This is a genomic window from Bacillus sp. J14TS2, from assembly GCF_018333015.1.
Classification (GTDB): domain Bacteria; phylum Bacillota; class Bacilli; order Bacillales; family Bacillaceae_C; genus Lederbergia.
Genome location: NZ_BORE01000006.1, coordinates 231,772 through 258,733, shown reverse-complemented (window position 1 = coordinate 258,733; position 26,962 = coordinate 231,772). Strand labels below are relative to the sequence as shown.

Here is a 26,962-nt window from a genome sequence, read left to right as displayed (position 1 = left end):
GCTTTGATTGTAAGAATATAGCGGGAGGAATGGGATTGGAGAATTTTTTTCAACGATATTTTTATTCGTGGCGCTTTAATGGGTGGCTTCGTCACGATATTACTTTAGCGATCGTGATAGGTGTAGGAATTCTACTATTATTATTTATTATGTTTAAACATCGACGTGTTGGTGCTTTTGTAATTGCCTTTATTTCGTATGCTTTTTTCAGTAGTTTTGTGATGATTGTATTCGGGCTCGCTGGCCGAAGCTTTCCAATTAATGCTGTATCACCAGTTTATGCAGATGATTCGCAAAACATTGCTATCCAAATGGTTAGAGGGACTGAAAATAATGGCACATCTAATGGTATTACTCAGCTCATTTCTCATTACCAGATTATCGCAATCGATTTAAAATCGGGTGAGAAGCAATGGACGAACTCGTCTTCAGGTAAGGAGACAATCATTGGTCCTTTTATGGGAGGGCTTCTTATTCATCATCGGGATGGAGAAGTAGGGAAATTATCTCTTTTAAACATTCAAACGGGGAAAGAAGAGCTATCCAAGAAGGAATTTGCACAGAAGCATAAAAGTTTAATAGATATTCTTGATCAGGGTACATACAATCTAATGGTCTGGCAAAATAAACTTTATTTAGAAGGAATTGACGGAAAGTACTACCAGTTTGACGGGAAAAATTTAAGCGAAGATAGTGAAGCAGAAAATCTCCTTTCTGCGCGTTTTTCCTTGGATTCCGATTTGCCGAATGACTTTGATTCACATATAGAGAAGGAAGAGTATCAAGAGATCGAGGAGTTGATGAGCGATCTGTTGGCAGAGCCTGCCATTCAATCATTTGAAAATTTAGGAGTTCATGTGTTAGATGTGAATCCGCAGGACAAAACAGCGATTGTTACATATCAAGAAACAAAGCGAGAAAGTGCAAATCGAATGATATTTCTCTATGACATGAACGAACACCGTATTTTGTTTGAAGAAAATATTGGTGCTGTGAATGCAGAACAAAAGGTTCCTGGGCTTCGAGTATTAAAAAGCTATTATGCGATCCAAGCGGGTGATGAGTTTATATTGTTAGATAAAAAGACGGGAAAAGAAATATTGAGGTATCATTTGCGTTGGAATATCCCTGTCTATCAAAATTAAACATTCCAAAATTATATTGAAAAATTATACAAAAAGAATAAATGAGAGAAAAAACAGTTTTGTTAGAAATACAAAAAATGTATTTACCCATAAGGGGCGGGATGCCGCTCTCTTTTTTTTGCGCTTTTTATGGTGGGAACAATCAAGTTCTAACGATTATACAATTTAAATTCATTATGTTAGTATACTTGTATACAACTATACAGGGAAGAAGGTGAAGGAGTGAAAAGCTTTTATCCGGAAAATAGATTAGCAGACTCATCACTAGGTGAGCGGGTGATGGCGGATTTAAGGATGCGCATTATATCGAAGGATGTCCAAGAGGGAGCGATCCTATCTGAAAATAAATTATCTCAGGAATATAATATGAGCCGATCGCCGATTCGTGATGCGTTAAAGTTACTAGAAAAGGAAGGCTTGGTTGAGCAGCAACGAATGGGTGCTAAGGTCATTGGTCTTACAGAACAAGATATAGATGAAATTTATGATATCCGAATTATCATTGAGTCTTTTGTTTTTAAAAAATTACTTAAGTTTGAAACGGTTTCCTTAAATAGACAATTAAATAAGATTTTAGAAATGATGAAAATTGCAGTTAAATATGAGGATGCCGATGAATTTTCCTTTAGGGATGTAGAATTTCACGAGAAAATCATTACATCCATCCAGCACCGACATATTGAAATCCTATGGGCTAATTTGCGCCCCATCATGGAGTGTCTTATTTTATTGTCAATGAGACATCGGATGGAGGAAAATAAAGCCGATTTTAAACGTGTGATTCACAATCATGAATGGCTGATCAAAGCAATTGAGAATAAAGATCAACGATTAGTGGATGAAGCTTTTTATAAAAACTTTAACGATGTCCACAAACAATCAGATGATTTATGGAGTAACCCAATATTTCTAAAGAGAGCGAGCATGTATCATGAATAAAAATAAATACATGTTGGGTGTAGATATAGGTACAACAAGTACAAAAGCTGTATTGTATCGTGAAACAGGTGAAATACTAGCGATAGAAAACAATGGTTATGACTTATATACGCCTGATAGTGAAACGGCTGAGCAAAATCCAGAAGAGATTTTTCAGGCGGTTCTTTTTTCGATAGGAAATGTGATGAAGAAATCAGCAATAGATCCGCAGAATTTATCTTTTATTTCTTTTAGTAGTGCGATGCATGGTGTGATTGCAATGGATGAGAATCATCAACCATTAACAAATTGTATTACCTGGGCTGATAATCGAAGCGCTAAATGGGTAAAGAGAATAAAAGAGGAATGGAATGGCCATGAAATTTATCGAAGAACAGGTACACCGATCCATCCGATGTCACCACTTTGTAAGATTACTTGGCTTGAGCAGGATTGCCCGGAAATTTCTCGTAAGACGAAAAAGTATATCGGGATTAAAGAATATGTTTTTTACAAGCTCTTTCATCAATATATTGTTGACCATTCTATTGCATCCTGCATGGGAATGATGGATCTCCAGGCGCTGGAATGGGATCAAGAAGCCTTGGCAGTGGCAGGAATTTCAGAAGAGAAATTACCACGTCTTGTTTCAACAAAGGAAATTGTAACAGGATGTGACCCGAAATGCGCCGAAAAGATGAATATCTTGCCAGAAACCAAGTTTGTGATTGGGGCAAGTGATGGAGTGTTATCAAATATCGGTGTAAATGCGTTAGAAAAGGGAGAGGTCGCTGTTACGATTGGAACAAGTGGTGCTGTTCGAACGGTGATCCCAAGACCACAGACAGATCCAAAAGAGCGGATCTTTTGCTATGCCTTGACAGAGGATCATTGGGTGATTGGGGGACCTGTTAATAATGGCGGGATGATCTTACGCTGGATTCGTGATGAATTAGCTGCAAGTGAAGTGGAAACAGCTAAACGTTTAGGGATGGACGCATATGATGTTCTGACACAAATAGCCAGCCGGGTTCAACCAGGTGCGAACGGCTTATTATTCCATCCGTTTTTATCAGGTGAAAGGGCACCGTTATGGAATGCAAATGTTCGGGGATCTTTTATAGGATTAACATTAAGCCATAAAAAGGAACATATGATACGGGCTGCTTTAGAGGGAGTCATTTTTAATTTATATTCTGTTTTCTTAGCTTTAGTCGAAGTGATGGACGAGCCTGTCACATCGTTAAAAGCAACGGGTGGATTTGCTAAATCAGCTCTATGGAGACAAATGCTGGCTGATATTTTTGATCAGGACGTGGTTGTTCCAGAAAGTTATGAGTCGTCTTGCCTTGGAGCTTGCTTATTAGGCTTGTATGCCCTAGGAGAAATCGACTCGTTTGCTGTTGTTGAAGAGTTAGTTGGAACAAGTCATAGGCATATTCCGATTTCAGAGCACACAAAGGAATATCAACAATTAATGCCAATTTTTCTTAGTATTTCGCGCGCGATGCATGGAGAGTACGAAAAAATCGCCCAATACCAAACGAGAATGAACCATTATGAAGAATAACTGTCTATAGCAGATCAGAAAGGGGAAGAACAACATGGAACATCTACTTCCACTATTGATTGTGGCATTAGGAGTACTCATTTTATTACTCTTGATTACGAAGTTGAAGTTAAATACCTTTATCTCTCTTATTATAACAGCTTTCCTTGTAGCTTTGGCATTAGGGATGCCACTAAACCAAATTGTGGAGTCCATTGAAGCGGGGATGGGAGGAACTCTCGGAAGTATTGCATTAATCTTTGGGTTTGGGGCAATCCTCGGAAGATTGGTGGCAGATGCGGGAGGAGCACAGCGTATTGCCGTGACATTGATTGATAAATTTGGAGAAAAGAAGATCCAGTGGGCTGTTGTCATTGCATCTTTTATTATTGGGATTGCACTATTTTTTGAAGTAGGTCTCGTATTATTAATTCCAATTATTTTTCAAATCGCGAAGGAATTAAAGGTTTCCTCATTGTACTTAGGGATTCCAATGGCAACCGCCTTATCGGTGACACATGGATTTTTACCACCTCATCCAGGACCAACGGTTATTGCGCAACAATATGAAGCGAATATTGGTATGGTTTTAATTTATGGGGCGATTATTTCTATTCCAGCAGTCATCATTGCGGGCCCGCTATTCACAAAAATCATTCGAAAAGTTATTCCAGACTCTTTTGAAAAACAGGGAAATCTTGATTCCTTGGGAGAAATAAAGACATTTGATATAAAGGATACACCAGGTTTTGGTATTAGTGTTTTAACATCACTATTTCCAGTCTTACTTATGGCAATCTCTACGATTGTCGAATTAATTCAAGATCTTGCCCATGTATCTGATAATGTAGTTTTCAGGATCATCCAATTAATCGGACAACCAACGACGGCGTTATTAATATCTGTTTTAATAGCTGTGTATTCAATGGGGATAAAGCGAAATATACCAATGAAGCAAGTTATGCAATCAGCTGAAGAAGCAATTAAGGCGATTGGTATGATGCTTTTAATCATTGGCGGTGGAGGTGTACTTAAACAAGTTTTAATTGATGGTGGGGTTGGAGATGCAGTTGCAGTCCTTTTTGAAGATAGCCGAATGTCACCATTATTATTAGCTTGGCTCATTGCAGCGATACTAAGAATTGCTCTTGGTTCCGCAACGGTTGCAGCCCTTACCACAGCTGGTCTTGTGATTCCATTAATGCAAGGGACAGGGGTGGACCCTGCTTTAATGGTGTTGGCGACAGGTGCTGGTAGTTTGATCGCATCTCATGTTAATGACGCAGGGTTTTGGATGTTTAAGGAATTCTTTGGGTTAAATTTAAAGGAAACATTTGCAACTTGGACATCGTTAGAATCGATTATTTCAGTAGTCGGCTTAGTCGGTGTCTTGGTGATAAATTTGTTTGTTTAGAGGGCGTACAAAACTACTTTGAATATGCACATGTAAAGGAAGGATCGAACAGTGAAAAATACAATTGGCGTTTATGGATTAGGTGTAATGGGAGCGAATTTAGCTAAAAATATGCTTCATCACGGGGAGCGTGTCTCCATATTTAACTATACGCCGGATTTAACAGAAGCTTTTGTGGATGGATATTCCCATCCAGATGTGATGCCACATTTTGAATTAGAAAACTTTGTTGATTCATTAGAGAAGCCACGTAAAATATTTATAATGGTGACAGCTGGACCGATTGTAGATTCAGTCATTCAATCACTTGTGCCTTTGTTAGATCAAGGTGACATTATTATGGATGGGGGAAACTCTGATTTCCATGATTCTAACCGAAGATATCAGCAATTAGAGGAACAAGGCTTTCATTTTATTAGTGTCGGGGTATCTGGTGGAGCAGAGGGGGCTTTACATGGCCCTGCGCTTATGCCGAGTGGAAATCCAGTTGCTTATCAACAAGTAGCACCAATCCTAGAAAAAATCGCGGCAAAAGTCGATGGAAAACCATGCTGTACTTATATTGGTCCTGCAGGTTCTGGCCACTATGTGAAGATGGTGCATAATGGGATTGAGTATGCGGACATGCAATTGATTACCGAAGCGTATCTATTTTTACGTAAAAAGCTTGGATTAACCGTTCAGGAGATTGCCACAGTATTCCAGTCATGGGATGAAGTTGAGTTAAAGAGCTATCTAATGGACATTACTTCTGAGCTTTTGATAAAAATAGATGAAGAGACAGGTAAGCCAATGGTTGATGTGATTTTAGATAAAGCTGGTCAAAAAGGAACGGGAAAATGGACAAGCCAGGATGCATTAGATTTGGGTGTACCATCCTCAATTCTGACGGAATCTGTATTCGCTCGATATTTGTCTTCTTTAAAAGAAGAAAGGACCTATGCGGAGCAGCATTTAACAGGCCCTGAGTTTGTAGCAGGTGAAAGGGATAAGGAAGTGTGGATTCAACTTGTCAAAGAGGCCTTATATATGGGGAAAATCTGTGCTTATGCCCAAGGGTTTTACCAATATAAACTAGCTTCCGTGCAAAAAGATTGGGCACTGGACCTAGGGGAGATCGCCTTAAATTTCCGTGGCGGCTGCATTATTAGAGCTGACTTCCTCAATGACATTAGTGACGCATATAAGGAAAATCAAGAAGTCACCAATTTATTGTTAACACCATTCTTTATGGAAAAAGCGAATCAATTTGAATCTTCCTTAAGAAAGGTTGTCATCAAAGGCTTTGAAAATGGCTTGTCTTTACCATGCTTCAGTGCCGCATTATCTTTCTACGATGGCTATCGCTCTTCCGAAAGTGGCGCTAACCTTATCCAAGCGCAGCGAGATTATTTTGGTGCTCATACGTATGAACGAGTGGATAAGGAAGGGACCTTTCATTCGGACTGGTTATAGAGAATTGCAAGATGAAAATCTGATTCCCCCTTTCATATGCTTTGGTTGATGATCCAAGGCATATGTAAAGAGGGATTTTGCTTTGGTTAGCCAGTATCTTACTTGTGTTAGAGAAACATCAACTTATAAAGTGTTTTCGGATGGTATCATCAACAATGATAGAGCGGTATCGATAAAAGAATTCGACAATAAGTGATATAATGTTGGATACCTTTACAATTAATATGGGAGACAAGGAAGAGGATAGAAAATGGTTGAGCAAGAACGATGTAAGGTACTGATTGTTGATGATGAAGTGTTAATTAGGCAAGGAATTAAGCATTATGTGAATTGGGAAGAGGAAGGATTTACAATGATTGGAGAGGCTTCAAATGGTGAGGAAGCTCTCGCAATTATTAAAAAGGAAAATCCCCATATTGTTATTACGGATATTGTGATGCCGATAATGGACGGAATCGAATTGACCAAAAAGGTGAAAGCAGACTACCCAGAGATTGAAGTAATAATCTTAAGTAGCTTTAGTGACTTTGATTATGTGCGTTCGACCTTTCAAAATGGTGTGGCTGATTACATTCTGAAGCCAAATTTAGAAGGTACGGAATTATTAAGAGCGCTTAAACAGGCATTACGTCGATTGCCCAATTTTGCTGTGGGCTTGTCTAAACAATCAATTATAACAATGGAAGAATGGATTCAGCATTTGATGGCTGGCCATGAACCGATCGATCAGAAACAATTAGAGTATGAGTCATTTCCGAAAAGTTATTTTTGCATAGTGGGAATTGATCTTAAATTAGAGATAGATGCCCAGAAAAAGAAAAAGCATATCACAGAGCAATTGTCTCATTTATTAGCTGGTTTATTTTATTATCCGATTTTGTTAGAGGATCGCCATTGCTCGTATGTCGTGAATACCGATATGGGGGGATTTTTAGCTCTTGCAAGAAAGATTAAGGAGACAGCAAAAAAGGGAGAAAGATCTGGCCAGTCCATCGTGTGGATACTAGGAGAACCATTTACAGAAATAAGTGAATTGAAGCAGCATTATCAGGACGACCTCAAACGCTTAAGAGACTATCAATTTTATTTTCCAAATCAAAGCTTTTTTATGTTGAGGGAATTGCCAGCGGTAACAGAGGACAGCAGGTTTGAATTAAATCATGTCATAGATTTATTTAAACGCTTTGACTTCGAAAGGGCTTTCGCAGAGCTAAATCAATATACCCAATACATTTCTGGGAAATATACGATGACTGAAAATGATTTTAAATCGACTTTAGGCAATATTATTTTTAACATTACGATTGTTTTGGAGGGTTTAAAGTTTGATATCAATAAAATGCAACAAGATCAATATCAATATTTTGCGTTGCTTAATGAAGCGCACGACGTTGAGCACGCCATAAGCTATTTCAGCTCGTTTTTAGAAGAAGTCCACCATTTGGCTGCTTCGCAAATGAACGAGAACAACCAATCCAATATGCCACAATTACTCAGCTATATTGATCAACATTATACGGAACCAATAAGTCTAAGCGATTTAGCGGATCATTTTCATTTTAACCCATCCTATTTATCGACTTATTTTAGTCAGCATCATGGAATTGGGTTTAATGAATACCTTAATCAAATTCGGATAGATAAAGCAAAAGCCTATTTGGAAAACAAAAATGTCTCCATTGCAGAGATCAGTGGATTTGTAGGCTATTCAGACCATAGTTATTTTTGTAAAGTATTCAAAAAAATGACAGGAATGTCGCCTAGTAAATATCGGAAAATCTCCCTCGGGTAAGGGACAATAAAGCGAGACTGCCATCAATAGGGGGGTCTTCATCCCCCACTTAGACTTATTTGAAAATTCCTAGTCTTGAAGTGGGGGTCTTACGGACGGTTGCACCGGGATAAAAGCACGATAAAGTAACACTGTCACTTTATCCTTTAGGCGAATCTAAGCTGGCGTTCAGGCCGGGGTATAGGAATGGATAAACATGATGAGAGATTATATAGGCAAATTTAAAAGGAATAGTTTATTTTTTAAAATGTTTCTTGTGATGGTGACAAGTATTGTGGCAGTGTCGATCTGTATCACCATTGCCATGATCCAAATGTCTGAAAAGCTATTTATAAATCAATTTAGTATAACGAATGTAAAAGTGATGGAACAAGTCACCGCGAATTTCGAACGTTATAGCTTTTCTACCGCTTCCGCTATTCATCAAGCTCAACAAAGTGGAGCGGTTAAAAATTATTTGACCGATCGCGATAATGAACCGATTGTCTTGGCAAAGGCCACTTATAGAATTAAACAACAGATGAATTATTATGATTCATTATTGAATCATGATGGAGGGAATATTGTGATCATGGGAGAGAATCAGCGCATCTTTTCCACCAATTATGTGAAGTGGCCTATTGAAGCGGAAACATTACGTCAGCACCCGATCACATTAAATACATATAAAAACCCGAACCAGATCCTCTATCAATATGCATCAGCAGATCCTGAAGATGCTACAGTCCCTCTGATTGTCGCAACTAAAGCATTGATGGATCGCTCTAAGAATCATATTTATGGTGTTATGTATGTATCATTGCGAGAAGATGATTTTAGACAGATGTATTCAAGGTATACAGGAAATGGTAATGATGTGTATCTAATGGATCAGACGGGCAAGATTGTCTCAAGTAATAAACGGGATTTGATTGGCCAAGAGGAAGATAATCTACTGAAACAAGTGAAAACGATTGAGCATAATGAATTAGAATTTAAACAAATCAATGTATTTGGGAAGGACTATTTATTGTTTTCACGATATGTACCGACCTTTGATATGTATCTTGTTAATTTGATCGATCGCGAAAATATCAAAAAGAATTTAGTAGACAAAAAAACAATAGTCCTTATCAGCGCTACTATTGTTTTTCTTGCAGTCTGTATTGTTTTTCTTATCTCACGGAGAATGACGAAATCATTATCAGGGTTGGTGAAACAAATTTCCGGTATGGGTAAAAGCAATTTTGACTTTTACGTAACGGAGACGGGAAGTTATGAAACAAAAAAACTTGCAAAATCATTTAATTATATGTTGGATGAACTCCACGAGTACGTTGAACAATTGATGGAAACGCAAAAAAAGCAAAGAAATGCAGAGTTGGAGGCCCTACAACAGCAAATTAACCCGCATTTTTTATATAATACATTAGCATCCGTGAAGTTTATGGTTCAACAAGGAGATCGAGAAAAATCAACTCAAACCATCCATGCATTAATATCGTTACTTCAAAATACAATTGGGAATATCAGTGAAACAAATACAGTGGAGCAAGAAATCAATAATCTGAAAAATTATGTATATATTAATCAAATGCGCTATGGAAATAGAATAAAAGTGCATTATTTTATTTCACCGGAATGTTTAAAGCATGAAATTCCTAAGCTAATGATTCAACCTTTTATAGAAAATGCTTTTTTTCATGGTTTCAATCATCAGAAAGAGGGATATATTCAATTGCTTATTTCTCAAAATGAGGGAGTATTGCGTTGTGAAATCGTTGACAATGGGGATGGAATGGAAATAGAATCTCAGGAAAACCTTCCAAAAGCAAAAGGAAAACGCCATTTCTTTTCTGGCATCGGAATTCACAATGTTCAAGAACGAATTCAACTTTTATATGGAGAACAATATGGTTTGGAGGTCGACAGTAGATTAGGAAAAGGAACAAGAGTTAGAATAACTCTTCCTGTTATAAAACCCAATAATAATGCAAATATCTAAAAAAAATACAATTAAATAGAATCCGCTTACAAAATACCAAAATAAAGTAAAACCTTTATCTAAAGATCGTTCTAACGGTCTTTTTTTGCGCGTGCTAGAATTTTAATTGAGGGTAATCGCTTTCAATTAATAGGAGGTTTAAAAGATGAAGAAGATTTTATTTATTCTTATTGCTAGTTTAGTAGTATTAGCTGCATGTAGTTCCGGCTCTAAAGAAGAGTCAGAGGGAGACGGGAAGAAAGATCCTAATACGATTACAGCATGGGCCTGGGATCCTAATTTTAATATTGCCGCTCTGAAACTTGCGGAAGAGAAATATTCCGGCGAAGAAGAGATCAACTTAGATATTATTGAGAGTGGACAACCTGATATTGTTTCAAAATTGAACACAGGTTTAAGTTCCGGAACCATGAAGGGGATGCCTAACCTTGTACTAATTGAGGATTATCGTGCACAAAGCTTTTTGCAAGCGTATCCAGATGCCTTCTATGATTTGTCAGACTACTTCAACTCAGACGATTTTGCAAAATATAAAATTGAATCTGCTAGTTTAGATGGAAAAATATACGGACTCCCATTTGATACCGGTGTAGCGGGATTATATGTGAGGACAGATATGCTTGAGAAAGCTGGATATACAGTAGAGGACTTTACGAACATTACTTGGGATGAATTCATCGAAATGGGCAAGAAAATAAAAGAGAAAACAGGAAAACAAATGCTAACAGTTGATCCCAATGATTTAGGGACGATTAGGATGATGATCCAGACAGCAGGAGAATGGTATTTGAAAGAGGATGGAACAACCCCAAATCTTGAAGGAAATGAAGTGATGGCTGACGCATTTCGTATCTATAAAACAATGCTTGATGAAGAGCTTGCAGGTATTCATTCAGATTTCAGCCAATTATTAGCTGCGATTAGTGAGGAGAAAGTTGTAACTGTTGCTCAAGGAAACTGGATTACACCAAGTATTACAGCTGAAGAAGAGCAATCTGGAAAATGGGCCGTTGTTCCAATTCCTAGATTAAATGTTCCCAATGCTGTGAATGCTTCAAATCTAGGCGGGAGTTCTTTTTATGTTTTAAATATTGATGGAAAAGAAAAGGCCGCTGAGTTACTTGCCAATACATTCGGATCCAATGAGGATTTCTATCAAGATCTTGTTTCAGAGATTGGAGCGATTGGCACATACATACCTGCTGCAAAAGGTGATGCTTACAAACAAAAAAATGAGTTTTTTGGTGGACAGGAAACGGTCGCAGATTTTTCAAAATGGATGGAGGAAATTCCTGGGGTGAATTATGGCATGCACACTTATGCGATTGAAGATATTCTTGTGGCCGAAATGCAAAATTACTTGAATGGGCAAGCGATCGATGAAGTGCTAAGTAATGCGCAAAAACAAGCGGAAGCGCAGTTAAAATAATTTTACAGAAGCCACGGACAACCGCTTTGTAATAAGAGGTTGTCCGAAAAAATGATTCTGTACTGGAACCGGCGCTAAGCTACTCTTCCTTTCAGGCGCTAGCGCTTTTCCAGACGAGGAGTGAGAATAATGAGTAATAGATTTAGGAATCATACGATTGGTTGGTCGTTTGTTTTAATAGCTACATTTTTCATCGTCTTATTCTATTTTTATCCGATGATTCAAGCTTTCATTTTATCCTTTAAATCAGGGATGGGTAATAATTTAGAGTTTGTTGGATTGAATAATTACGCTCGATTATTTGGAGATCCGACCTTTATTGCCGCCATAAAAAACACATTTATTTATTTGATCTTTCAAGTTCCAATTATGATTGTTTTAGCTTTGATTTTTTCAGTATTACTAAACGATCCGAAATTAAAACTTAAGGGATTTTTCCGCACAGCAATCTTTTTACCAACTGTAACTTCACTTGTTGCCTATTCGATAATTTTTAAGTATTTGTTTGGGCAAGATGGGATTATCAATCAATTCTTACTAAGTATTTCGCTAATATCAGAACCGATACAATGGTTAACGGATCCACTATTAGCAAAAGTGACCATTATTATTGCGATTACATGGCGTTGGACAGGGTATAATATGATTTTCTATTTATCAGGTTTACAAAATATCGATCAATCGATCTATGAAGCTGCGAGAATGGACGGAGCAAATGCATTCCAAGTTTTTACAAAGATTACTGTTCCAGTCTTAAAACCGATTATTCTATTTACATCGATTACGTCAACGATTGGAACACTTCAATTATTCGATGAGATTATGAATATCACAAAAGGCGGGCCAGGAAATGCGACGGTTTCCATTTCTCAATATATTTATAATTTATCCTTTAAATATACTCCTGACTTTGGCTATGCAGCAGCTGTTTCCTTTGTCATTGTCATTTTAATTGTCCTATTCTCAGCCTTACAATTTAAAGTGGCAGGTGATCGAAAGTGACTATAATTAAAAGAGTTTTAGCGTATTTTTTCTTATCGATAGCTGCATTCATCTCTATTTTTCCATTTTTATGGATGATCATTAGTGCAACCAATACATCGAGTGATGTAGCGAAAGGCCGTTTGCTCCCAGGAAGTCACTTATTTGAAAATATGAAAAATCTATTTGATACAGCTGATATGGGGACAGCCTTAACGAACTCGGCGCTGATCGCGATTGGTACGACTATTATGGCTTTGATTATTGGGTCATTAGCAGGCTATGGATTTGAAATTTACCGAAGCAAAAAGAAGGATGTTCTTTTTAATGTTTTGTTGTTATCAATGATGATTCCATTTGCAGCTTTAATGGTTCCACTCTATCGGATGTTTGGAGGGATTTCAACAACAGTACCATCGATTGGAATTGACACATTAGCAGCGGCTGCTTTACCAACCATTACAACGGCGTTTCTTATTTTTTTCTTTCGGCAAAATACAAAAATGTTTGCAAAAGAATTGGTAGAAGCTGGGCGCATGGATGGACTGTCGGAAATAGGAGTCTTTTTCCGGATCTTTATGCCTTCCATGAAAACAGCCTATGCAGCAGCTGCAATTATTACCTTTATGAATAGCTGGAATAATTATCTATGGCCCTTAGTTGTTTTACAATCACCTGAAAAACAAACAATCCCACTGCTTATCTCTAACTTGGGTTCAGGATACTCACCAGATTTTGGCGTAATTATGATGGCAATCGTAATTGGTACCCTCCCAACAGCCTTAGTATTTTTCCTAATGCAAAAACACTTCGTGGCTGGTATGATGGGATCAGTGAAGTAAAAATTCGGGGCCTGACCCCCACTGTATTAACGCATTACCCCGGTGGGGGACAGGCCCCATAGAAAGAAGGTTAGGTCATGTTAAAAAATGCAGAGAAATTTCACTACACACCGCCGAAAAATGGCTATCCAGAGTGGAATAATAATCCGGAAATTTTTCAATTGAATCGGTGTGAGGCCCATGCTACACTGATGCCGTTCGATACAGTGGAAGAGGCTGTGCAGGGGCAACGACAAGCTTCTAATAATTATCAATCATTGAATGGACAATGGAAGTTTTCTTTCTCTGAAACGCCGAAAACGAGAATTTTAGATTTTTATCAAGTAGATTTTGATAGTAGTTATTGGGACACGATTCAAGTGCCATCTCATTGGCAATTAGAAGGATATGACTATCCTCAATATACAAATGTACGCTATCCTTGGAGCGAAACCGAGGATATTGAACCACCATTTGCACCGACGAAGTATAATCCAGTTGGCCAATATATTCAAACGTTTACAGTTCCCGATCAGTGGCAAGAGCAACCCGTCTATATTCATTTTGCCGGTGTGGAGTCAGCCTTTTATGTTTGGGTGAATGGGGAGCTTGTGGGCTATAGTGAAGATACATTCACACCAGCGGAATTTAATCTCACTCCTTATTTAAAAGAAGGCGAGAATAAAATTGCTGTCGAGGTTTATCGTTGGAGTGATGCAAGCTGGCTTGAGGACCAAGATTTCTGGCGTTTGAGCGGGATTTTTAGAGATGTCTATCTTTATACGACGCCAGTGATCCATATTCAAGACTTCTTTGTTCAGACGGATTTAGACGACCAGTATCATGATGCTGAATTGAATATTGAAGCTAAGATTCATAATTATGTAAAGGAACGAAAGGCAAATATTACGTTTGGTGCGGAGCTATATGATCACAATCAGCAGCAAGTGATGAAGAATCCTGCTTTACTTGAGCTGCATGTTGATCAGCAAGATGTGCGTGAGATACATACGAGTGTTCTTATTGAAAATCCGCGCAAATGGAGTGCAGAACATCCGAATTTATATACACTCGTTTTGTATCTAAAGGATGATAAGGGCAATATACTAGAGGCAGTCAGTTGTAAAATCGGTTTCCGTAAATTTGAGTTGAAAGATGGCTTAATGAAAATTAATGGGGAACGTATCGTGTTTAAAGGTGTGAACCGCCATGAGTTTCATGCAGACAAAGGCAGAGCGATCAATTATGAGGATATGGTTCATGATGTTAAATTAATGAAACAATACAACATAAATTCGGTTCGGACCTCTCACTATCCTAATAACCCGTATTTGTATGAGCTTTGTGATCAATATGGATTATATGTGATTGATGAAAACAATCTAGAAACACATGGGACTTGGAGATATGGGCAGAAGGAGCTTGAGGATACCGTTCCCGGTAGTAAGCCCGAGTGGACAGAGAATGTGTTAGATCGCTGCAATTCGATGTTCCAACGCGATAAAAACCATCCATCGATTATTATCTGGTCCTTAGGAAACGAGTCCTTTGGCGGCGATAACTTTTTAAAGATGTACCAATTTTTTAAAGACAATGATCCAACTCGTTTAGTTCATTATGAAGGCGTATTCCATTATCGTCCGTCTGATGCAGCTTCTGATATTGAGAGTACAATGTATAAGGCACCTGCTGAAGTAGAGAAATATGCCCTTGAAGCAGAGGCTTCAGATCAACCGGCCAAGCCATATATAATATGTGAGTATAGCCATGCGATGGGAAATTCGAACGGAAATTTATATCAATATACGGAACTATTTGATCAGTATCCGATTCTGCAAGGAGCATTCATTTGGGATTGGCGCGATCAAGCTTTACGAACCAAAACAGCGGATGGTATTGAATTTTTAGCCTATGGAGGAGATTTTGGAGAATCGCCGCATGATGGGAATTTTTCTGGAAACGGTCTTATTTTCGCAGACGGTACCATTACACCAAAGCTAGTTGAAGTGAAAAAATGCTATCAAAATGTTGAGTTTAAAGCAGTCGATCTTAAGAAAGGAATCGTTCAGATTTGGAATAAAAATCTTTTCACTAATTTAAAAGAGTATACATTGTGCTATGAAGTTTTAGTAGATGGAAAACAAGTTAGGGCTGAGGAAGTCGATATCGATGTGGCCCCACTGAAAACGAAAAATATTGAACTTAATACTAAGTCAGATGAGATTGAGGAAGAAGGGGAACTCATTCTAACCATTCGTCTTTTAACCAAAGATTCATCTATTTGGGCAGAGATAGGGCATGAGGTTGCTTTTGAGCAATTTATCCTTCGTGGACATCCACTTGAGGATGAAGCTGCTCAATATGGATCTTTACAAGTCGAAGAAGGAACAACTGAATGGGATATTGAGGGTGAGAACTTTAAAGTGCGTTTTCAAAAAGAAACAGGCGATCTAGTATCCTATCAATTTGCCGGTGAAGAATTGTTGAAGTCACCATTACATCCTCACTACTGGAGAGCGATGACAGACAATGATAAAGGGAGCAAGCTTGACGAGCGTAGTGCAACATGGAGGGAAGCTGGAGCGAATCGAAAAGTTCAAAGCTTTGGAATGGAAACGATTGAAAATCAAGCTATTGTGTCCGTAAACTATCAATTACCGACTCTAACTAAATCAACTGTTGAAGTAATCTATACGATCAATCAATCCGGAGAGATAGTTGTTGATACTACATTAATTCCGGGAGAGAACTTACCAGAAATCCCTGAAGTAGGCATGCTATTTACGATGGATAAGAAATTTGACAACATGGATTGGTATGGAAAAGGGCCGCACGAAAACTATTGGGATAAGAATAAAAGTGCCAAGATTGGTCTCTATCAAGGAAAAGTAAAGGACCAATATGTTCCTTATCTTAAACCACAAGAATGTGGGAATAAAACAGATATCAGATGGGCTTCTGTAACAGATGAACAGGGAAGAGGTTTGAAAATCACTGGCATGCCTAGAATAGAAGTAAACGTTCTTCCATACCTGCCATCAGAGCTTGAAGAAGCAAGCCACTCATACAAACTACCGGAAACGGATAAAACCGTTGTTCGGGTTAATTATAAACAAATGGGTGTAGGCGGCGATGATAGTTGGAGTCAAAAAACACATCCAGAATTCACATTATATGCTGATCAAACCTATCACTATCAATTTAAACTAAAACCGATTGAAAAATAATATAGAAAAGGGATATCCAACAAGTTGATTGTGATGTGCACCCCAGAAGTTAGAATTATTTCGTATAACTTCTGGGGTGCACATCAATTGGATATCCCTTTTTGTTTTAGCGCAAAAGCTAGGTTAATCCATTCCAAGAGCACTGCTGTAGTAGGCATTTGCCCCCTTACGAGTCATGACTCACTGCTTACGAGCTTTTGCTAGGCGTTTACGAGCTGCTTTTCTTAAAGCTTAAGTGTGTTTTTGACTTAACAAAATGCGCTTTTATGCGTTTTGTTGATCTACTTTTTGCTTCTTATGCTGTGTATGCTTGGTCCCCCATTCATGCATCGCTTCCAAAATAGGCTCTAGACCTTTTCCATATTCAGTCACAGAATATTCAACCTTTGGAGGGACTTGAGGATATACAACACGTTCTACAATATCTTCTTCCTCTAATTCACGCAGTTGCTTTGTGAGCATTTTCTGAGTAATTCCAGGCATACTACGTTTAAGTTCACTAAAACGTTTTGTTCCTTCCTGTAATAAATGCAATAAAATAATCGGCTTCCATTTCCCAACTAAAATACTAAGAGCATCTTCAACACGGCATTCTTCTGGAATTTTTTCCATAGGTTCTCCTCCTTAGTATCCAATTGTATACTATGTATCTTATAAGTGCGTACTTCTCTTTATAGTCATTATCAACTACAATAGCATAGCGAGGATAAAACAAAAAGAATCTTTTATGAATTATCATTATTGAGGTGAAAAAATAAATGGAAACATATCGCATCAATCCCCATAATGGCTTAGAATTTGGGATTTATACATTAGGTGATCATCTGCCAAATCCTTTAACTGGCGAGAGAGTCTCAGCTAGTGAACGTGTTCATGAAATAATCGAATATGCAAAATTAGCTGAGCAGGCAGGGATCGATTTTTTTAGTGTAGGGGAGAGTCATCAAGAATATTTTGCCACTCAAGCCCACACTGTTGTGCTGGCAAGCATTGCTCAAGCGACAGATACAATAAAAATTGGCAGTTCCTCGACGATTATCAGTACTTCAGACCCGGTTCGTGTCTATGAGGATTTTGCAACGATCGATTTAATTTCAAATGGGCGTGCGGAAATTATTGCGGGCAGGGCATCTAGAGTAGGATTATTTGATTTGCTCGGATATAATCTTCGTGATTATGAAGAATTATATGAAGAAAAGTTTGAGTTATTGCGGAAATTGAATGAAGAGGAAATAGTCAATTGGAGCGGGGAATTTCGGGCTCCATTAAAAAATGCAAAAATCCTTCCACGTCCAAAGAATGGTTCGCTACCTATTTGGCGGGCAGTTGGCGGGTCCCCTGCAAGTGCAATCAAGGCCGGTTATGCTGGTGTACCCATGTTTATGGCGCATTTAGGTGGTCCAGCTAGTGTTTTTAAACATACAGTAGATGCTTATCGTCAAGCAGCTAGACAGAATGGCTTTGATCCATCTGCATTACCTGTTGCGACTGCCGGCTTTTTCTATGCTGCAGAGACATCTCAACAAGCTCTACAAGATTATTATCCTCATATCAACGAGGGTATGAAGCGCACAAATGGACAGGGCTTTTCCAAGCAACTGTTTGCCCAAGGGACCGATCCGCATAGTATTATGAATATCGGTAGTCCGCAACAAATTATTGAAAAAATACTTTATCAACATGAGATGTTTGGTCACCAAAGATATATTGCTCAAATTGATTTTGGCGGTGTACCCTTTGACAAGGTTAAGAAAAATATTGAGATCATTGGTACAGAAATTCTTCCAGCCATTCGGAAATATACAGCTAAAAATGAAGAGGTGTGAAATGTGAAAATTGTTGGGGTATCTGGCTCAAAAATGGGGGCAAAAACAAGAACAGCGATCGATTATACCATCAAAACTCTCGAAGAAAAATATCCTGATATTGATTCAGTAGTGATTGATCTAGCGGATTATAATGTAGAATTTAGCGACGGACGAAATTATCTAGAATACGAGGGGGATACAAGATATGTTGCGCAAACAATTATGGAAGCAGATGCAATTATCATTGGAACCCCAATTTTTCAAGCATCTATTCCTGCAACATTAAAAAATATCTTTGATTTGCTTCCGATAAGCGCTTTTCGGGAGAAAGTAGTAAGCATGATCATAACAGCAGGATCAACAAAGCACTATCTAATACCTGAACAACAATTAAAGCCGATATTGTCTTATATGAAAGCACAGCTTGTTCAGACATATGTCTTTATCGAAGAAAAAGATTTCCAGCGAAAAGAAATTATAAATGATGATGTGTTATTCCGAATTGAACGTTTGGTAGAAGATACAGTTGTATTGACAGAAACCTATGAAAAGATTCGTGAAGCGAAAGAAGCTGAATATGGGTTTTGATCAGTTTAATTAGGAGATTTCCTCTTGGAGACTGTGGCTAAAGGAAGCTCCATTTGTGAGCTTCCTTCATAAGTATCCTTTAAAAAGCACTTATAATAGCCGTAGTTAGGCACTGCGTTAACCTTCCTGTCCATATTTTTGAATAAGGGAAATTTGTCCTGCATGAATGCCAGCATGGTTCATGAGTCGACCAACCGCTTCTAATGGCGTCGTGTCGCCAAGTGGAGAATCCTTGCTTTGTTGCCATTCTTCTTCTGGAAGCTCCTTCATAGCCTGAATGAAGTGGTCATTAGAAGCTTTTAGAAGTTTAATATAATCTTCCATCTGCTCGGGCTTTGACAGTTTTTCTGTCGTTTTTTTTCCGAAGAACCATTCAGCAAACATAAACTCTACTTCTGCTGTATGGTAAAGTAATCCACCTACATTCGTTTGCCCAAGTTGTAAAGAGAGAGCTTGTTCAGGAATAGCCTCGACTTTTGTTTGAAATCTCTCACGAAGGGCATTCCAAATCGGTAAGACAGTTTCGTAGGTCATTTGCTAACCTCCTTCTTTTTATCCACAACCACATGATCAAAGCGCTTTGCATTGATATCTGTATCAAAGGCTAAACCAAAGCCAACGACATAGCGTCCTTGTAAGGGGGTTAATTCAAACAAGGAAAAATCGAGCCCACGGAGCATTTCAATCATCTTTTCTCCGTATGTTGCATGAAACAATGCAAAAATATCTTCATGTCCTTCAAGACCGATGTTTTTCGGGATACAGCTCCAACGCGCTCGTTCTGTTGCAAACTTGTTAGTTGTAGCGGATTCATCTGCTAGCATCAAAACATCAATATATTCACTTTTTTCAATTAGCTGATAATGATCGGCGATGCGACTGATGAATATATATAATTTTTCAGCTTTTTTCACGAATGGCGCACAACTACTAAAAGGCCTTCCATCAGCATCTAACATACTTAAAATTAACGTATTTCGGCTTTCTATAAACTGCAAATAGTTTTCCTTATGCTTTTGCAAATCAATTGTTTTTGGCATTGATAACGAACCTCCAATTGGTATGTACTTGCTTTTACTTTGCCGTGTTTAATAAATGAATCCGCGGTCTAGTTTCCGCTGCCACATATTCGACTTCTGCTTCCATGTGATAAACATCTCTGATCATTCCCGTTGTCATCACATATTCGGGAGTCCCATTCATCACTTTCTCGCCAGAGCGTACGACAACAATTTTATCGCTATAACGAGCGGCTTGATTAAGATCATGTAGCACCATGATGACTGTCATGCCCATATCTTGGTTTAGTTCACGAACAAGTTCCAGCACTTCATGTTGATGTGAAATATCGAGATAGGTTGTTGGTTCATCCAATAAGAGGATTTTAGGACGTTGAGCTAAGGCCATGGCAATCCAGGCTCGTTGTGATTCGCCACCAGATAGGGAAGAAACAATACGATCTTTATACCCTGATAAATGAGTTTTTTCCAAAGCCCAATGAACAATATCCATATCTTCATCATTCAGTTTTTCAAACCACTTTTTATGCGGATATCTTCCATAAGAAACCAGGTCTATAACAGTCATATCGTGAGGTGCTTGGTTTTTTTGACTTAACATGCACATTGTGCGAGCTACTTGTTTTGCGCGTAATGATTTTAAGTTTTTTCCTTCGAGAAAAATCTGCCCCGTATGATAAGGGATATATTTAGATATGGCCTTGAGCAATGTTGATTTCCCGGAACCATTCGGCCCAATAATCGACATAATTTCCCTATTTTGCACGGAGAAAGAGAATTGATCAATCACTGTCTTTTTCTCATAGCGAATCGAAATGGAGTCAACTGTAAGCATGTATTAAAGCACACTCCTTCTCATGAGGTATAAGAAATAAGGTCCACCGATGACCGACATTAAGATGCCAGCAGGTATTTCCATTGGTGAAAATAATGTTCTCCCGCCTGTATCAGCGACAAGCAAGACCAAAGCGCCGAGTCCCATACTCATCGGGAGTAAATACTTGTAATTAGAGCCAACTAGTAATCTGGCAATATGAGGAACGACTAGTCCAATGAAACCAATCATTCCGATCGCTGCTACTGAAACGGCTGTTAAGAAAACAGCTAATAGGGATAATAATATACGGATGCGCTGGACATTTTCTCCAAGATTCGCGGCCACTTGATCACCCATCCGAATAATATTAGCCTTTCGAATGGCAAAAATAGATAAGACCCAACCAATAAGAGCATAAGGTAAGACCATAAATAAGGCATTATTGCCTTTCGCAGCCAAACTCCCATTTAACCATTGCAGGGCAGAAGGAAGACGATCACTATATAAAATCGATAAGTAGCCAATCCCTCCGCCACATAAAGCGTTGACCGCTACTCCTGATAAAATGATGGTGATTGGCGAGATCCCATTCTTTTTCCAGGCCAATGAGTAGACAATAGTTGCTGCTAGAAGTCCTCCAATAAATGCAGCCACAGGTATGAAAGATGTATATTCAGGAGCAACAAGGAAAATGATCAGTACAAAAACGGCAGCCCCGCTTGTCACACCTGTAAGTCCAGGATCTGCGAGTGGGTTTCCCATTACGGCCTGTAATAAGGCCCCTGAGATCGCGATATTTGCCCCAATAATCATGGCTAATAGAACACGTGGGAGACGAATATCCCATATGATCGTTTCATGGATTGTGGATGATGGTTGAAAAAGTGTTTGTAGAATCTCGGGAATGGAAATATTTACACTGCCAAGCCCAATAGCAAGGACCCCTGCCACAATTGCCAAAATAAAGGTCACTATGACAATTGTTTGATTATGTAATTTTAACTTCATGTCTAAACCCTCTTTTAATGAACTAATTTGCCCTAAGGCTGAGACAAAAAGACAAAACCGAACTACCTTGAAATATACTTCGCTTTCCACGGACGGGTAGTGAGCTTCCTTATAGATCACAAAGGCGTTATACCAGGACGGCGTGATTTAGCCTTTAATCCTCATTTGTACTCCGGTATCTCGACAAACACGATGTTCTAGTGGTGGTCACAGGACGTGGCCCGCAGAAGTCTATCTATATTTCCCCCGCTGCGTAATGCACTGTTCGTCCTTGGAGCTTAATTATGTCTCAGCCTCAGGAAGATACCACTCGGAGGTGGAAAATAATTACTGATAAACATAGTCGGCAATTTCTGTCAAAGCCTTTTCAACGTTGAGAATGGAAGTTACGCCAAAAACGTCATAGTCCAGAATATGGATTCGGTCGTTTTTATATGCAGCAAGCTTCGTCCACACGTCATTATCATTAATTTCTTTTTGGAACATATCTTCTGAAGCACCATGATCCCCTGATGCTAATACAAAAATAATATCTGGGTCAGCTTCTACAACAGCTTCCATATTGATCGGCGAATAAGTTTCTGTCGCATTTAAAACTGTTGTTGCAATATTCTCAGCTCCTAGTGTTTCAATAATACTACCCAAATAGGATTTCTCATTCATGACCATAAAGGAATCCGATGTACCAATAATTAAGAGAACACGAGGTAGTTCTTTTCCTTCAGCTCGTTCTGCTAACTCATTTTCCTTTTCTACAATCTGACTCATAGCCTCATTCATTTTGTCTGTTTTATCAAAATAAGTTCCTAACACTTTGAAGCTTAATTTTAAATCATGGAAGGAATCTGTGTTTAAGTAGGCACGATCCATTTCGATACCTTCTAAATTTTTTTCTAATGAACTTTCCAAAGATTTAGCACCGATAATAAGGTCAGGATTTAAACTTGTGACGACTTCAAGATCAGGTTGCATTGGTGAGCCAATCTGATCGATCTCCTCAAATTCTTTGGGAATTGGGTTGGTAGAGGTTGGAACACCTATTGGCGTGATCTCTAATAGGTGAAGCATTTCTGTAATAGGAACAGAAGTTGTAATGATCCGTTCTGGAATCTCTTTGGGAAATTGCTCCAAGGCCTCATCTAGCGCGGTCTCATCCACACCATCCTCTTCCAAAGCGGCTTTGTTGTCTGTTTCGTTGACTTGCACTTTTGATTCTTCCTGATGATCATCCGCTTCTTTATTAGTATTAGTTTCAGCTGAGCATGCTGCTAATAAAGTAATGAAGAAGATGAACAGAATAATTGTATATTTCTTCAAATGTCTTCCCCCTTGTATAATATGTTTGATTTAATTGAGAATGAATATCAATATCATCATGAATGATAACTGTTCTCAATGAGACTGTCAAGGGGAGATTATCCATTTAAATAAATTTTTGAAAAATTATAAATCAGTGAAAGAAATTGATTTTAAAGCAATTTGTTCTTAAATATTGACTCTATAGGTACTTCGAGGTAGTATTTTTAGGAAGTTTACCTTGAAGGAGAAAGAATGATGAAACAAAGAACATTTACATTACCGATTTTATTAATAAATTTATTTATCGCATTTTTAGGAATTGGGCTTGTGATCCCTGTAATGCCAACGCTTATGAATGAACTAGGTATTTCCGGTTCTGTTGTTGGATATATGGTTGCTGCCTTTGCCATTTCCCAGTTAGTAATGTCCCCGTTTTCGGGACGATGGGTAGATCAGTTTGGGCGAAAAAAAATGATTGTGATTGGATTGTTATTTTTTAGTGTTTCCGAATTATTATTCGCGGTTGGGCAGGAGCTGATCGTGTTATTTTTTTCTCGTATTTTAGGTGGAGTAAGTGCGGCTTTTATTATGCCAGCTGTAACGGCGTTTATAGCAGATATCACGACAGTGGAAACTCGATCAAAGGCATTAGGTTATATGTCAGCAGCTATATCGACAGGTTTTATTGTTGGACCAGGTGTTGGGGGATTCCTTGCGGAGATTGGCACGCGAATTCCGTTTTTCTCCGCATCGCTTCTTGCTTTTATTGCGGCCATTTTTTCTGTTGTTATGCTTCGGGAACCTGAGCGAAATCAAGATGAACAGAAGCAAGAGCAGAAGCCGGGATTTAAACGTGTTTTTGCGCCGATTTATTTTATTCCCTTTATGATCATTATGATTTTTTCTTTTGGGTTAGCGTCGTTTGAGTCGATTTTTAGTTTATTTGTCGATCATAAATTCAGCTTTACTCCGAAGGATATAGCGATCGTCATTACTGGTGGGGCCCTCTTAGGAGCTGTTGCACAAGTGATTCTATTTGATCGTCTAACAAAATACATCGGGGAAATACGTCTTATTTTGTTTAGTTTGATTTTTTCCGCACTCCTTGTCTTTTTGATTACCATTGTGAAAACGTATATGAGTATTTTGTTTGTCACCATCATTCTCTTTGTAGGTTTTGATTTAATGCGCCCAGCCGTCACCTCTTATCTATCAAAAGTTGCTGGTGATGAGCAAGGATTTGCGGGGGGAATGAATTCCATGTTCACAAGTATCGGTAATATCTTTGGTCCGATTATCGGCGGGATGCTCTTTGATGTAAATTTAGATTATCCTTTCTATTTTTCAGCGATCATTTTAGTGATCGGCGTTGTCCTTGCTTTAAAGTGGAAAAAACCAAAATCGATTGAGGAACCGCAATTTTTAAATGAGTAAATCCCTTTATCACGGGAATACTAACCTTTCCAAATCATTATTAAAAAAAGGGAAGGTGATGGAATTGGCAAAAATTGCTGTGGAAACGCCACTTGAAGATGTGAAACATGCTCTAGAACAAAAGGGGCATGAAGTCTTTATGTTTACAAATGAGGAAGAAGCAAAAGGATCCAATCTTGCGGTTGTTCGAAGTTTAAATGAAATTGATGCAGCAGCTGAGCAGTTTGATTTTCCATTTGTGAGCATGGAAGGCATGTCTGTAGAGCAAATTGTTGAAGATGTAGAACAAAGATTGCATCGATAAGAAGAAGAGGCTGGGACAAAAGTGTTTCTACCAAAGAAAAAACGAACTAGTTTGGTGCATATACTTGCTCCGGAAATGCGGGCGAGTGGCAAGACTTCTGCCGGAGTCTTGCCGAACTTTCAACCCGCAGGATTCTCCTCCTCTAAGGAAATACATTGTCCGTCTTTGGGATTTAGCATTTTAGGTATGTCTCAGTCTCTTTTTAATTAGAAATATCATTAGGATCTACCTTTTTTAAATCTTGCACGGCAGGACCGGCTACTACTTTTCCGGTACTATTAAAAATAGAGCCATGGCAAGGACAATCCCATGTGTGGTCACCATCGTTCCAGTGCACCTCACATCCCAAATGGGTACAAGCAAGGTCTAAATAATGAATATCCTCATTTTGATCTTTAAATAGGCCAATTTGTTGGTCATCGATTTCAACGGTTGCTGCTTGATTCTTTTTTAAATGCGCTGCTTTTGCTTGTAAAGAAGAATCTTCTTTCTCGTCATTAGCTTGCAATCGATTAGGAGCAAAAATTTCTTGGTATGGATTGTTCTGTTCCATGATTAAGTTGCAAATTAATTTTGCGCCAACTGCAGCATTAGTTAATCCCCACTTATTTAATCCGGTAATGGTATAGATATTCTCATCCTCTGAAGCGAGATATCCCATTAATGGACGACGATCCTCTGTAACCAAATCATGCTCGGACCAGTATGAGCGGACCTCAGAAGTACTAAATGTTTGTTTTGCAAATGTAGCTAATTGCTGATAGCGATCATCAGTGGAATGTTGATCACCGGTTTTGTGTGTTTCCCCGCCAATTAGAAGATACTCGTCATCATTTACCTTAGTGTGACGAATGCTTCGTACTGAGCGATCCACATTAATATACATACCACCTGGAAAATCTTGAGGATAACGTAGCGCTAATAAATGTGATGTGACAGGTTGCAAATGTTTTGCATAAAAGGAATCGGGATCATAGGTCGGAAAAAGAGTCGTGAATACAACATGTTTACTTGTCACCGTACAGTCCGAATTAGTCGATAAATGGATGCAATTTCCTTCTTTTTTTAAATCTGTCACCATGGTATTCTGGTAGACGCTCCCACCTAGATGATCAATCTCTTTTAGCACTCCCAATGAAAATTTAACCGGATTAAATTGGGCCTGATCTTTCATGATTAAGGCGGAATGTACATCCAAATCAAGAGGACAATCCATTTGCAGGCCACCAAGAATAGAAAGCTTTTTATAAGCCTCTGCTTCTTTTTCTAATGGTTCTACTTCCTCCTTTGTTTGAGCATAGACATAGGCATCTATTTTTTCATAATCACAATCGATGTCATATTCCTGCACTAAACTTTCAATAAAATGCAAGCCCTCCTTATTGGCCTGATAATAGAGCTTCGCTACATCCACTCCATTTTTATTAAGCAAATCATCATAGATAAGTTGATGTTGTGCTGTCAATTTCGCTGAGGTTCCTCCTGTTGTTCCGCTAACAAAATCACGAGCCTCTAATAGAGTCACAGATAAGCCAGCCTTTGCGGCCGAAAATGCAGTCAAAATACCCGAAATTCCACCACCTACTATGGCCACATCTACTTCGCAATTCTTAGATAAAGTAGGATAGGATGGTGCCTTTATAGTCGATTTCCAGAAAGATTGATTATTATTTGGTAATGGATCCATAAGTATGCGCCTCCTTGAAATAGTATCCTGTTCTTCTATTACCTTAAAAAATGATTGCGTAAACTAGATAAAGCAGCTGTTGTATCAGACAAAAGGTCCCTTTTTATTATAAAAATATATGACAGATTGGTTAGAAACAAGAAAATATATTACCACAAGGAATGTGTTACCCTTTTTTAAAATGGGTGCCTATGGAAGAGCAGGAATATTGGTGTGCTTTTCATGCAGCCCTTATGATTACGAAAAGAAATTTCCAGAACCAGGCAAGCCAGTAGAATGGAAA

General features: G+C 38.5%; 22 protein-coding genes. 15 read left to right on the top strand and 7 right to left on the bottom strand.

Features of this window, described 5'->3' with window-relative positions; translation table 11 throughout:
- The first annotated feature begins 35 nt into the window (after positions 1–35).
- From KI375_RS11355 to lacZ, 11 genes are all read left to right on the top strand, one after another.
- Positions 36–1,145, top strand: coding sequence for a PA2928 family protein (locus KI375_RS11355; protein ID WP_212973604.1), 1,110 nt, complete (start codon positions 36–38; stop codon positions 1,143–1,145).
- 222 nt (positions 1,146–1,367) lie between these two features.
- Positions 1,368–2,084: a GntR family transcriptional regulator gene (locus tag KI375_RS11350; protein ID WP_280528643.1), complete on the top strand. Its 717-nt coding sequence runs from the start codon at positions 1,368–1,370 to the stop codon at positions 2,082–2,084.
- 10 nt (positions 2,085–2,094) lie between these two features.
- On the top strand, positions 2,095–3,633 hold the full coding sequence (gene gntK / locus KI375_RS11345; RefSeq protein WP_212973681.1) for a gluconokinase: 1,539 nt from the start codon (positions 2,095–2,097) through the stop codon (positions 3,631–3,633).
- A 34-nt stretch (positions 3,634–3,667) separates the two neighbouring features.
- Positions 3,668–5,026: a gluconate:H+ symporter gene (locus tag KI375_RS11340; RefSeq protein ID WP_212973603.1), complete on the top strand. Its 1,359-nt coding sequence runs from the start codon at positions 3,668–3,670 to the stop codon at positions 5,024–5,026.
- Between the two features lie 51 nt (positions 5,027–5,077).
- Complete coding sequence (gnd, locus tag KI375_RS11335; protein WP_212973602.1) at positions 5,078–6,481, top strand: decarboxylating NADP(+)-dependent phosphogluconate dehydrogenase; 1,404 nt, start codon at positions 5,078–5,080, stop codon at positions 6,479–6,481.
- A gap of 250 nt (positions 6,482–6,731) precedes the next feature.
- Complete coding sequence (locus KI375_RS11330) at positions 6,732–8,273, top strand: response regulator transcription factor (protein WP_212973601.1); 1,542 nt, start codon at positions 6,732–6,734, stop codon at positions 8,271–8,273.
- A gap of 196 nt (positions 8,274–8,469) precedes the next feature.
- Entirely contained in the window at positions 8,470–10,257 is a 1,788-nt protein-coding gene (locus tag KI375_RS11325) for a sensor histidine kinase (protein ID WP_244852550.1), read from the top strand.
- A 145-nt stretch (positions 10,258–10,402) separates the two neighbouring features.
- Positions 10,403–11,686, top strand: a complete 1,284-nt coding sequence (locus KI375_RS11320; protein ID WP_212973600.1) for an ABC transporter substrate-binding protein — start codon at positions 10,403–10,405, stop codon at positions 11,684–11,686.
- Positions 11,687–11,815: 129 nt separating this feature from the next.
- Positions 11,816–12,688 (top strand): carbohydrate ABC transporter permease, encoded by an 873-nt coding sequence (locus KI375_RS11315; RefSeq protein ID WP_212973599.1) that lies wholly within the window; start codon positions 11,816–11,818, stop codon positions 12,686–12,688.
- Positions 12,685–13,509 (top strand): carbohydrate ABC transporter permease, encoded by an 825-nt coding sequence (locus tag KI375_RS11310; protein WP_244852548.1) that lies wholly within the window; start codon positions 12,685–12,687, stop codon positions 13,507–13,509. The genes KI375_RS11315 and KI375_RS11310 overlap by 4 nt, the downstream gene beginning before the upstream one ends.
- A gap of 77 nt (positions 13,510–13,586) precedes the next feature.
- A complete protein-coding gene (gene lacZ / locus KI375_RS11305; protein ID WP_212973598.1) occupies positions 13,587–16,715 on the top strand; it encodes a beta-galactosidase, LacZ type in 3,129 nt (1,042 codons plus the stop codon).
- Between the two features lie 264 nt (positions 16,716–16,979).
- Here lacZ and KI375_RS11300 read toward each other — a convergent pair whose 3' ends face one another.
- A complete protein-coding gene (locus KI375_RS11300; protein WP_212973597.1) occupies positions 16,980–17,327 on the bottom strand; it encodes a winged helix-turn-helix transcriptional regulator in 348 nt (115 codons plus the stop codon).
- A 146-nt stretch (positions 17,328–17,473) separates the two neighbouring features.
- Here KI375_RS11300 and KI375_RS11295 point away from each other — a divergent pair, with 146 nt between their 5' ends.
- Positions 17,474–18,541 (top strand): LLM class flavin-dependent oxidoreductase, encoded by a 1,068-nt coding sequence (locus tag KI375_RS11295; protein WP_212973596.1) that lies wholly within the window; start codon positions 17,474–17,476, stop codon positions 18,539–18,541.
- 3 nt (positions 18,542–18,544) lie between these two features.
- Positions 18,545–19,111 (top strand): NADPH-dependent FMN reductase, encoded by a 567-nt coding sequence (locus KI375_RS11290; protein ID WP_212973595.1) that lies wholly within the window; start codon positions 18,545–18,547, stop codon positions 19,109–19,111.
- A gap of 117 nt (positions 19,112–19,228) precedes the next feature.
- On the opposite strand, the gene KI375_RS11285 is transcribed toward KI375_RS11290, so the two are convergent.
- The 5 genes from KI375_RS11285 to KI375_RS11265 form a co-directional block, all read right to left on the bottom strand.
- Entirely contained in the window at positions 19,229–19,645 is a 417-nt protein-coding gene (locus KI375_RS11285; protein WP_212973594.1) for a DinB family protein, read from the bottom strand.
- Positions 19,642–20,151, bottom strand: a complete 510-nt coding sequence (locus KI375_RS11280) for a pyridoxamine 5'-phosphate oxidase family protein (protein WP_212973593.1) — start codon at positions 20,149–20,151, stop codon at positions 19,642–19,644. The genes KI375_RS11285 and KI375_RS11280 overlap by 4 nt, the downstream gene beginning before the upstream one ends.
- Positions 20,152–20,185: 34 nt before the next feature.
- Entirely contained in the window at positions 20,186–20,965 is a 780-nt protein-coding gene (locus KI375_RS11275) for an ABC transporter ATP-binding protein (protein ID WP_212973592.1), read from the bottom strand.
- 3 nt (positions 20,966–20,968) lie between these two features.
- On the bottom strand, positions 20,969–21,955 hold the full coding sequence (locus KI375_RS11270; protein ID WP_212973591.1) for a FecCD family ABC transporter permease: 987 nt from the start codon (positions 21,953–21,955) through the stop codon (positions 20,969–20,971).
- A gap of 327 nt (positions 21,956–22,282) precedes the next feature.
- Complete coding sequence (locus KI375_RS11265; RefSeq protein ID WP_212973590.1) at positions 22,283–23,272, bottom strand: ABC transporter substrate-binding protein; 990 nt, start codon at positions 23,270–23,272, stop codon at positions 22,283–22,285.
- A gap of 237 nt (positions 23,273–23,509) precedes the next feature.
- Here KI375_RS11265 and norA point away from each other — a divergent pair, with 237 nt between their 5' ends.
- Complete coding sequence (gene norA, locus KI375_RS11260; RefSeq protein WP_212973589.1) at positions 23,510–24,688, top strand: multidrug efflux MFS transporter NorA; 1,179 nt, start codon at positions 23,510–23,512, stop codon at positions 24,686–24,688.
- Positions 24,689–24,746: 58 nt separating this feature from the next.
- The gene (locus tag KI375_RS11255) at positions 24,747–24,992 is read left to right on the top strand and encodes a YkuS family protein (protein WP_242698250.1); all 246 of its coding nucleotides are present in this window, start codon (positions 24,747–24,749) and stop codon (positions 24,990–24,992) included.
- Between the two features lie 202 nt (positions 24,993–25,194).
- Here the strand turns inward: KI375_RS11255 and KI375_RS11250 are convergent, their stop codons facing one another.
- Entirely contained in the window at positions 25,195–26,679 is a 1,485-nt protein-coding gene (locus KI375_RS11250) for an FAD-dependent oxidoreductase (RefSeq protein ID WP_212973588.1), read from the bottom strand.
- Positions 26,680–26,962 lie beyond the last annotated feature (283 nt).

Bases quoted from the DNA above. Each gene is read 5' to 3' on its own strand.
- KI375_RS11315 (WP_212973599.1), top strand. From the start codon at position 11,816: ATGAGTAATAGATTTAGGAATCATACGATTGGTTGGTCGTTTGTTTTA.
- KI375_RS11330 (WP_212973601.1), top strand. From the start codon at position 6,732: ATGGTTGAGCAAGAACGATGTAAGGTACTGATTGTTGATGATGAAGTG.
- KI375_RS11250 (WP_212973588.1), bottom strand. From the start codon at position 26,679: ATGGATCCATTACCAAATAATAATCAATCTTTCTGGAAATCGACTATA.
- KI375_RS11340 (WP_212973603.1), top strand. From the start codon at position 3,668: ATGGAACATCTACTTCCACTATTGATTGTGGCATTAGGAGTACTCATT.
- KI375_RS11300 (WP_212973597.1), bottom strand. From the start codon at position 17,327: ATGGAAAAAATTCCAGAAGAATGCCGTGTTGAAGATGCTCTTAGTATT.
- KI375_RS11255 (WP_242698250.1), top strand. From the start codon at position 24,747: ATGGAATTGGCAAAAATTGCTGTGGAAACGCCACTTGAAGATGTGAAA.
- KI375_RS11280 (WP_212973593.1), bottom strand. From the start codon at position 20,151: ATGCCAAAAACAATTGATTTGCAAAAGCATAAGGAAAACTATTTGCAG.
- norA (WP_212973589.1), top strand. From the start codon at position 23,510: ATGAAACAAAGAACATTTACATTACCGATTTTATTAATAAATTTATTT.
- lacZ (WP_212973598.1), top strand. From the start codon at position 13,587: ATGTTAAAAAATGCAGAGAAATTTCACTACACACCGCCGAAAAATGGC.
- KI375_RS11270 (WP_212973591.1), bottom strand. From the start codon at position 21,955: ATGAAGTTAAAATTACATAATCAAACAATTGTCATAGTGACCTTTATT.
- KI375_RS11295 (WP_212973596.1), top strand. From the start codon at position 17,474: ATGGAAACATATCGCATCAATCCCCATAATGGCTTAGAATTTGGGATT.
- gntK (WP_212973681.1), top strand. From the start codon at position 2,095: ATGTTGGGTGTAGATATAGGTACAACAAGTACAAAAGCTGTATTGTAT.
- KI375_RS11320 (WP_212973600.1), top strand. From the start codon at position 10,403: ATGAAGAAGATTTTATTTATTCTTATTGCTAGTTTAGTAGTATTAGCT.
- KI375_RS11325 (WP_244852550.1), top strand. From the start codon at position 8,470: ATGATGAGAGATTATATAGGCAAATTTAAAAGGAATAGTTTATTTTTT.
- KI375_RS11285 (WP_212973594.1), bottom strand. From the start codon at position 19,645: ATGACCTACGAAACTGTCTTACCGATTTGGAATGCCCTTCGTGAGAGA.
- KI375_RS11275 (WP_212973592.1), bottom strand. From the start codon at position 20,965: ATGCTTACAGTTGACTCCATTTCGATTCGCTATGAGAAAAAGACAGTG.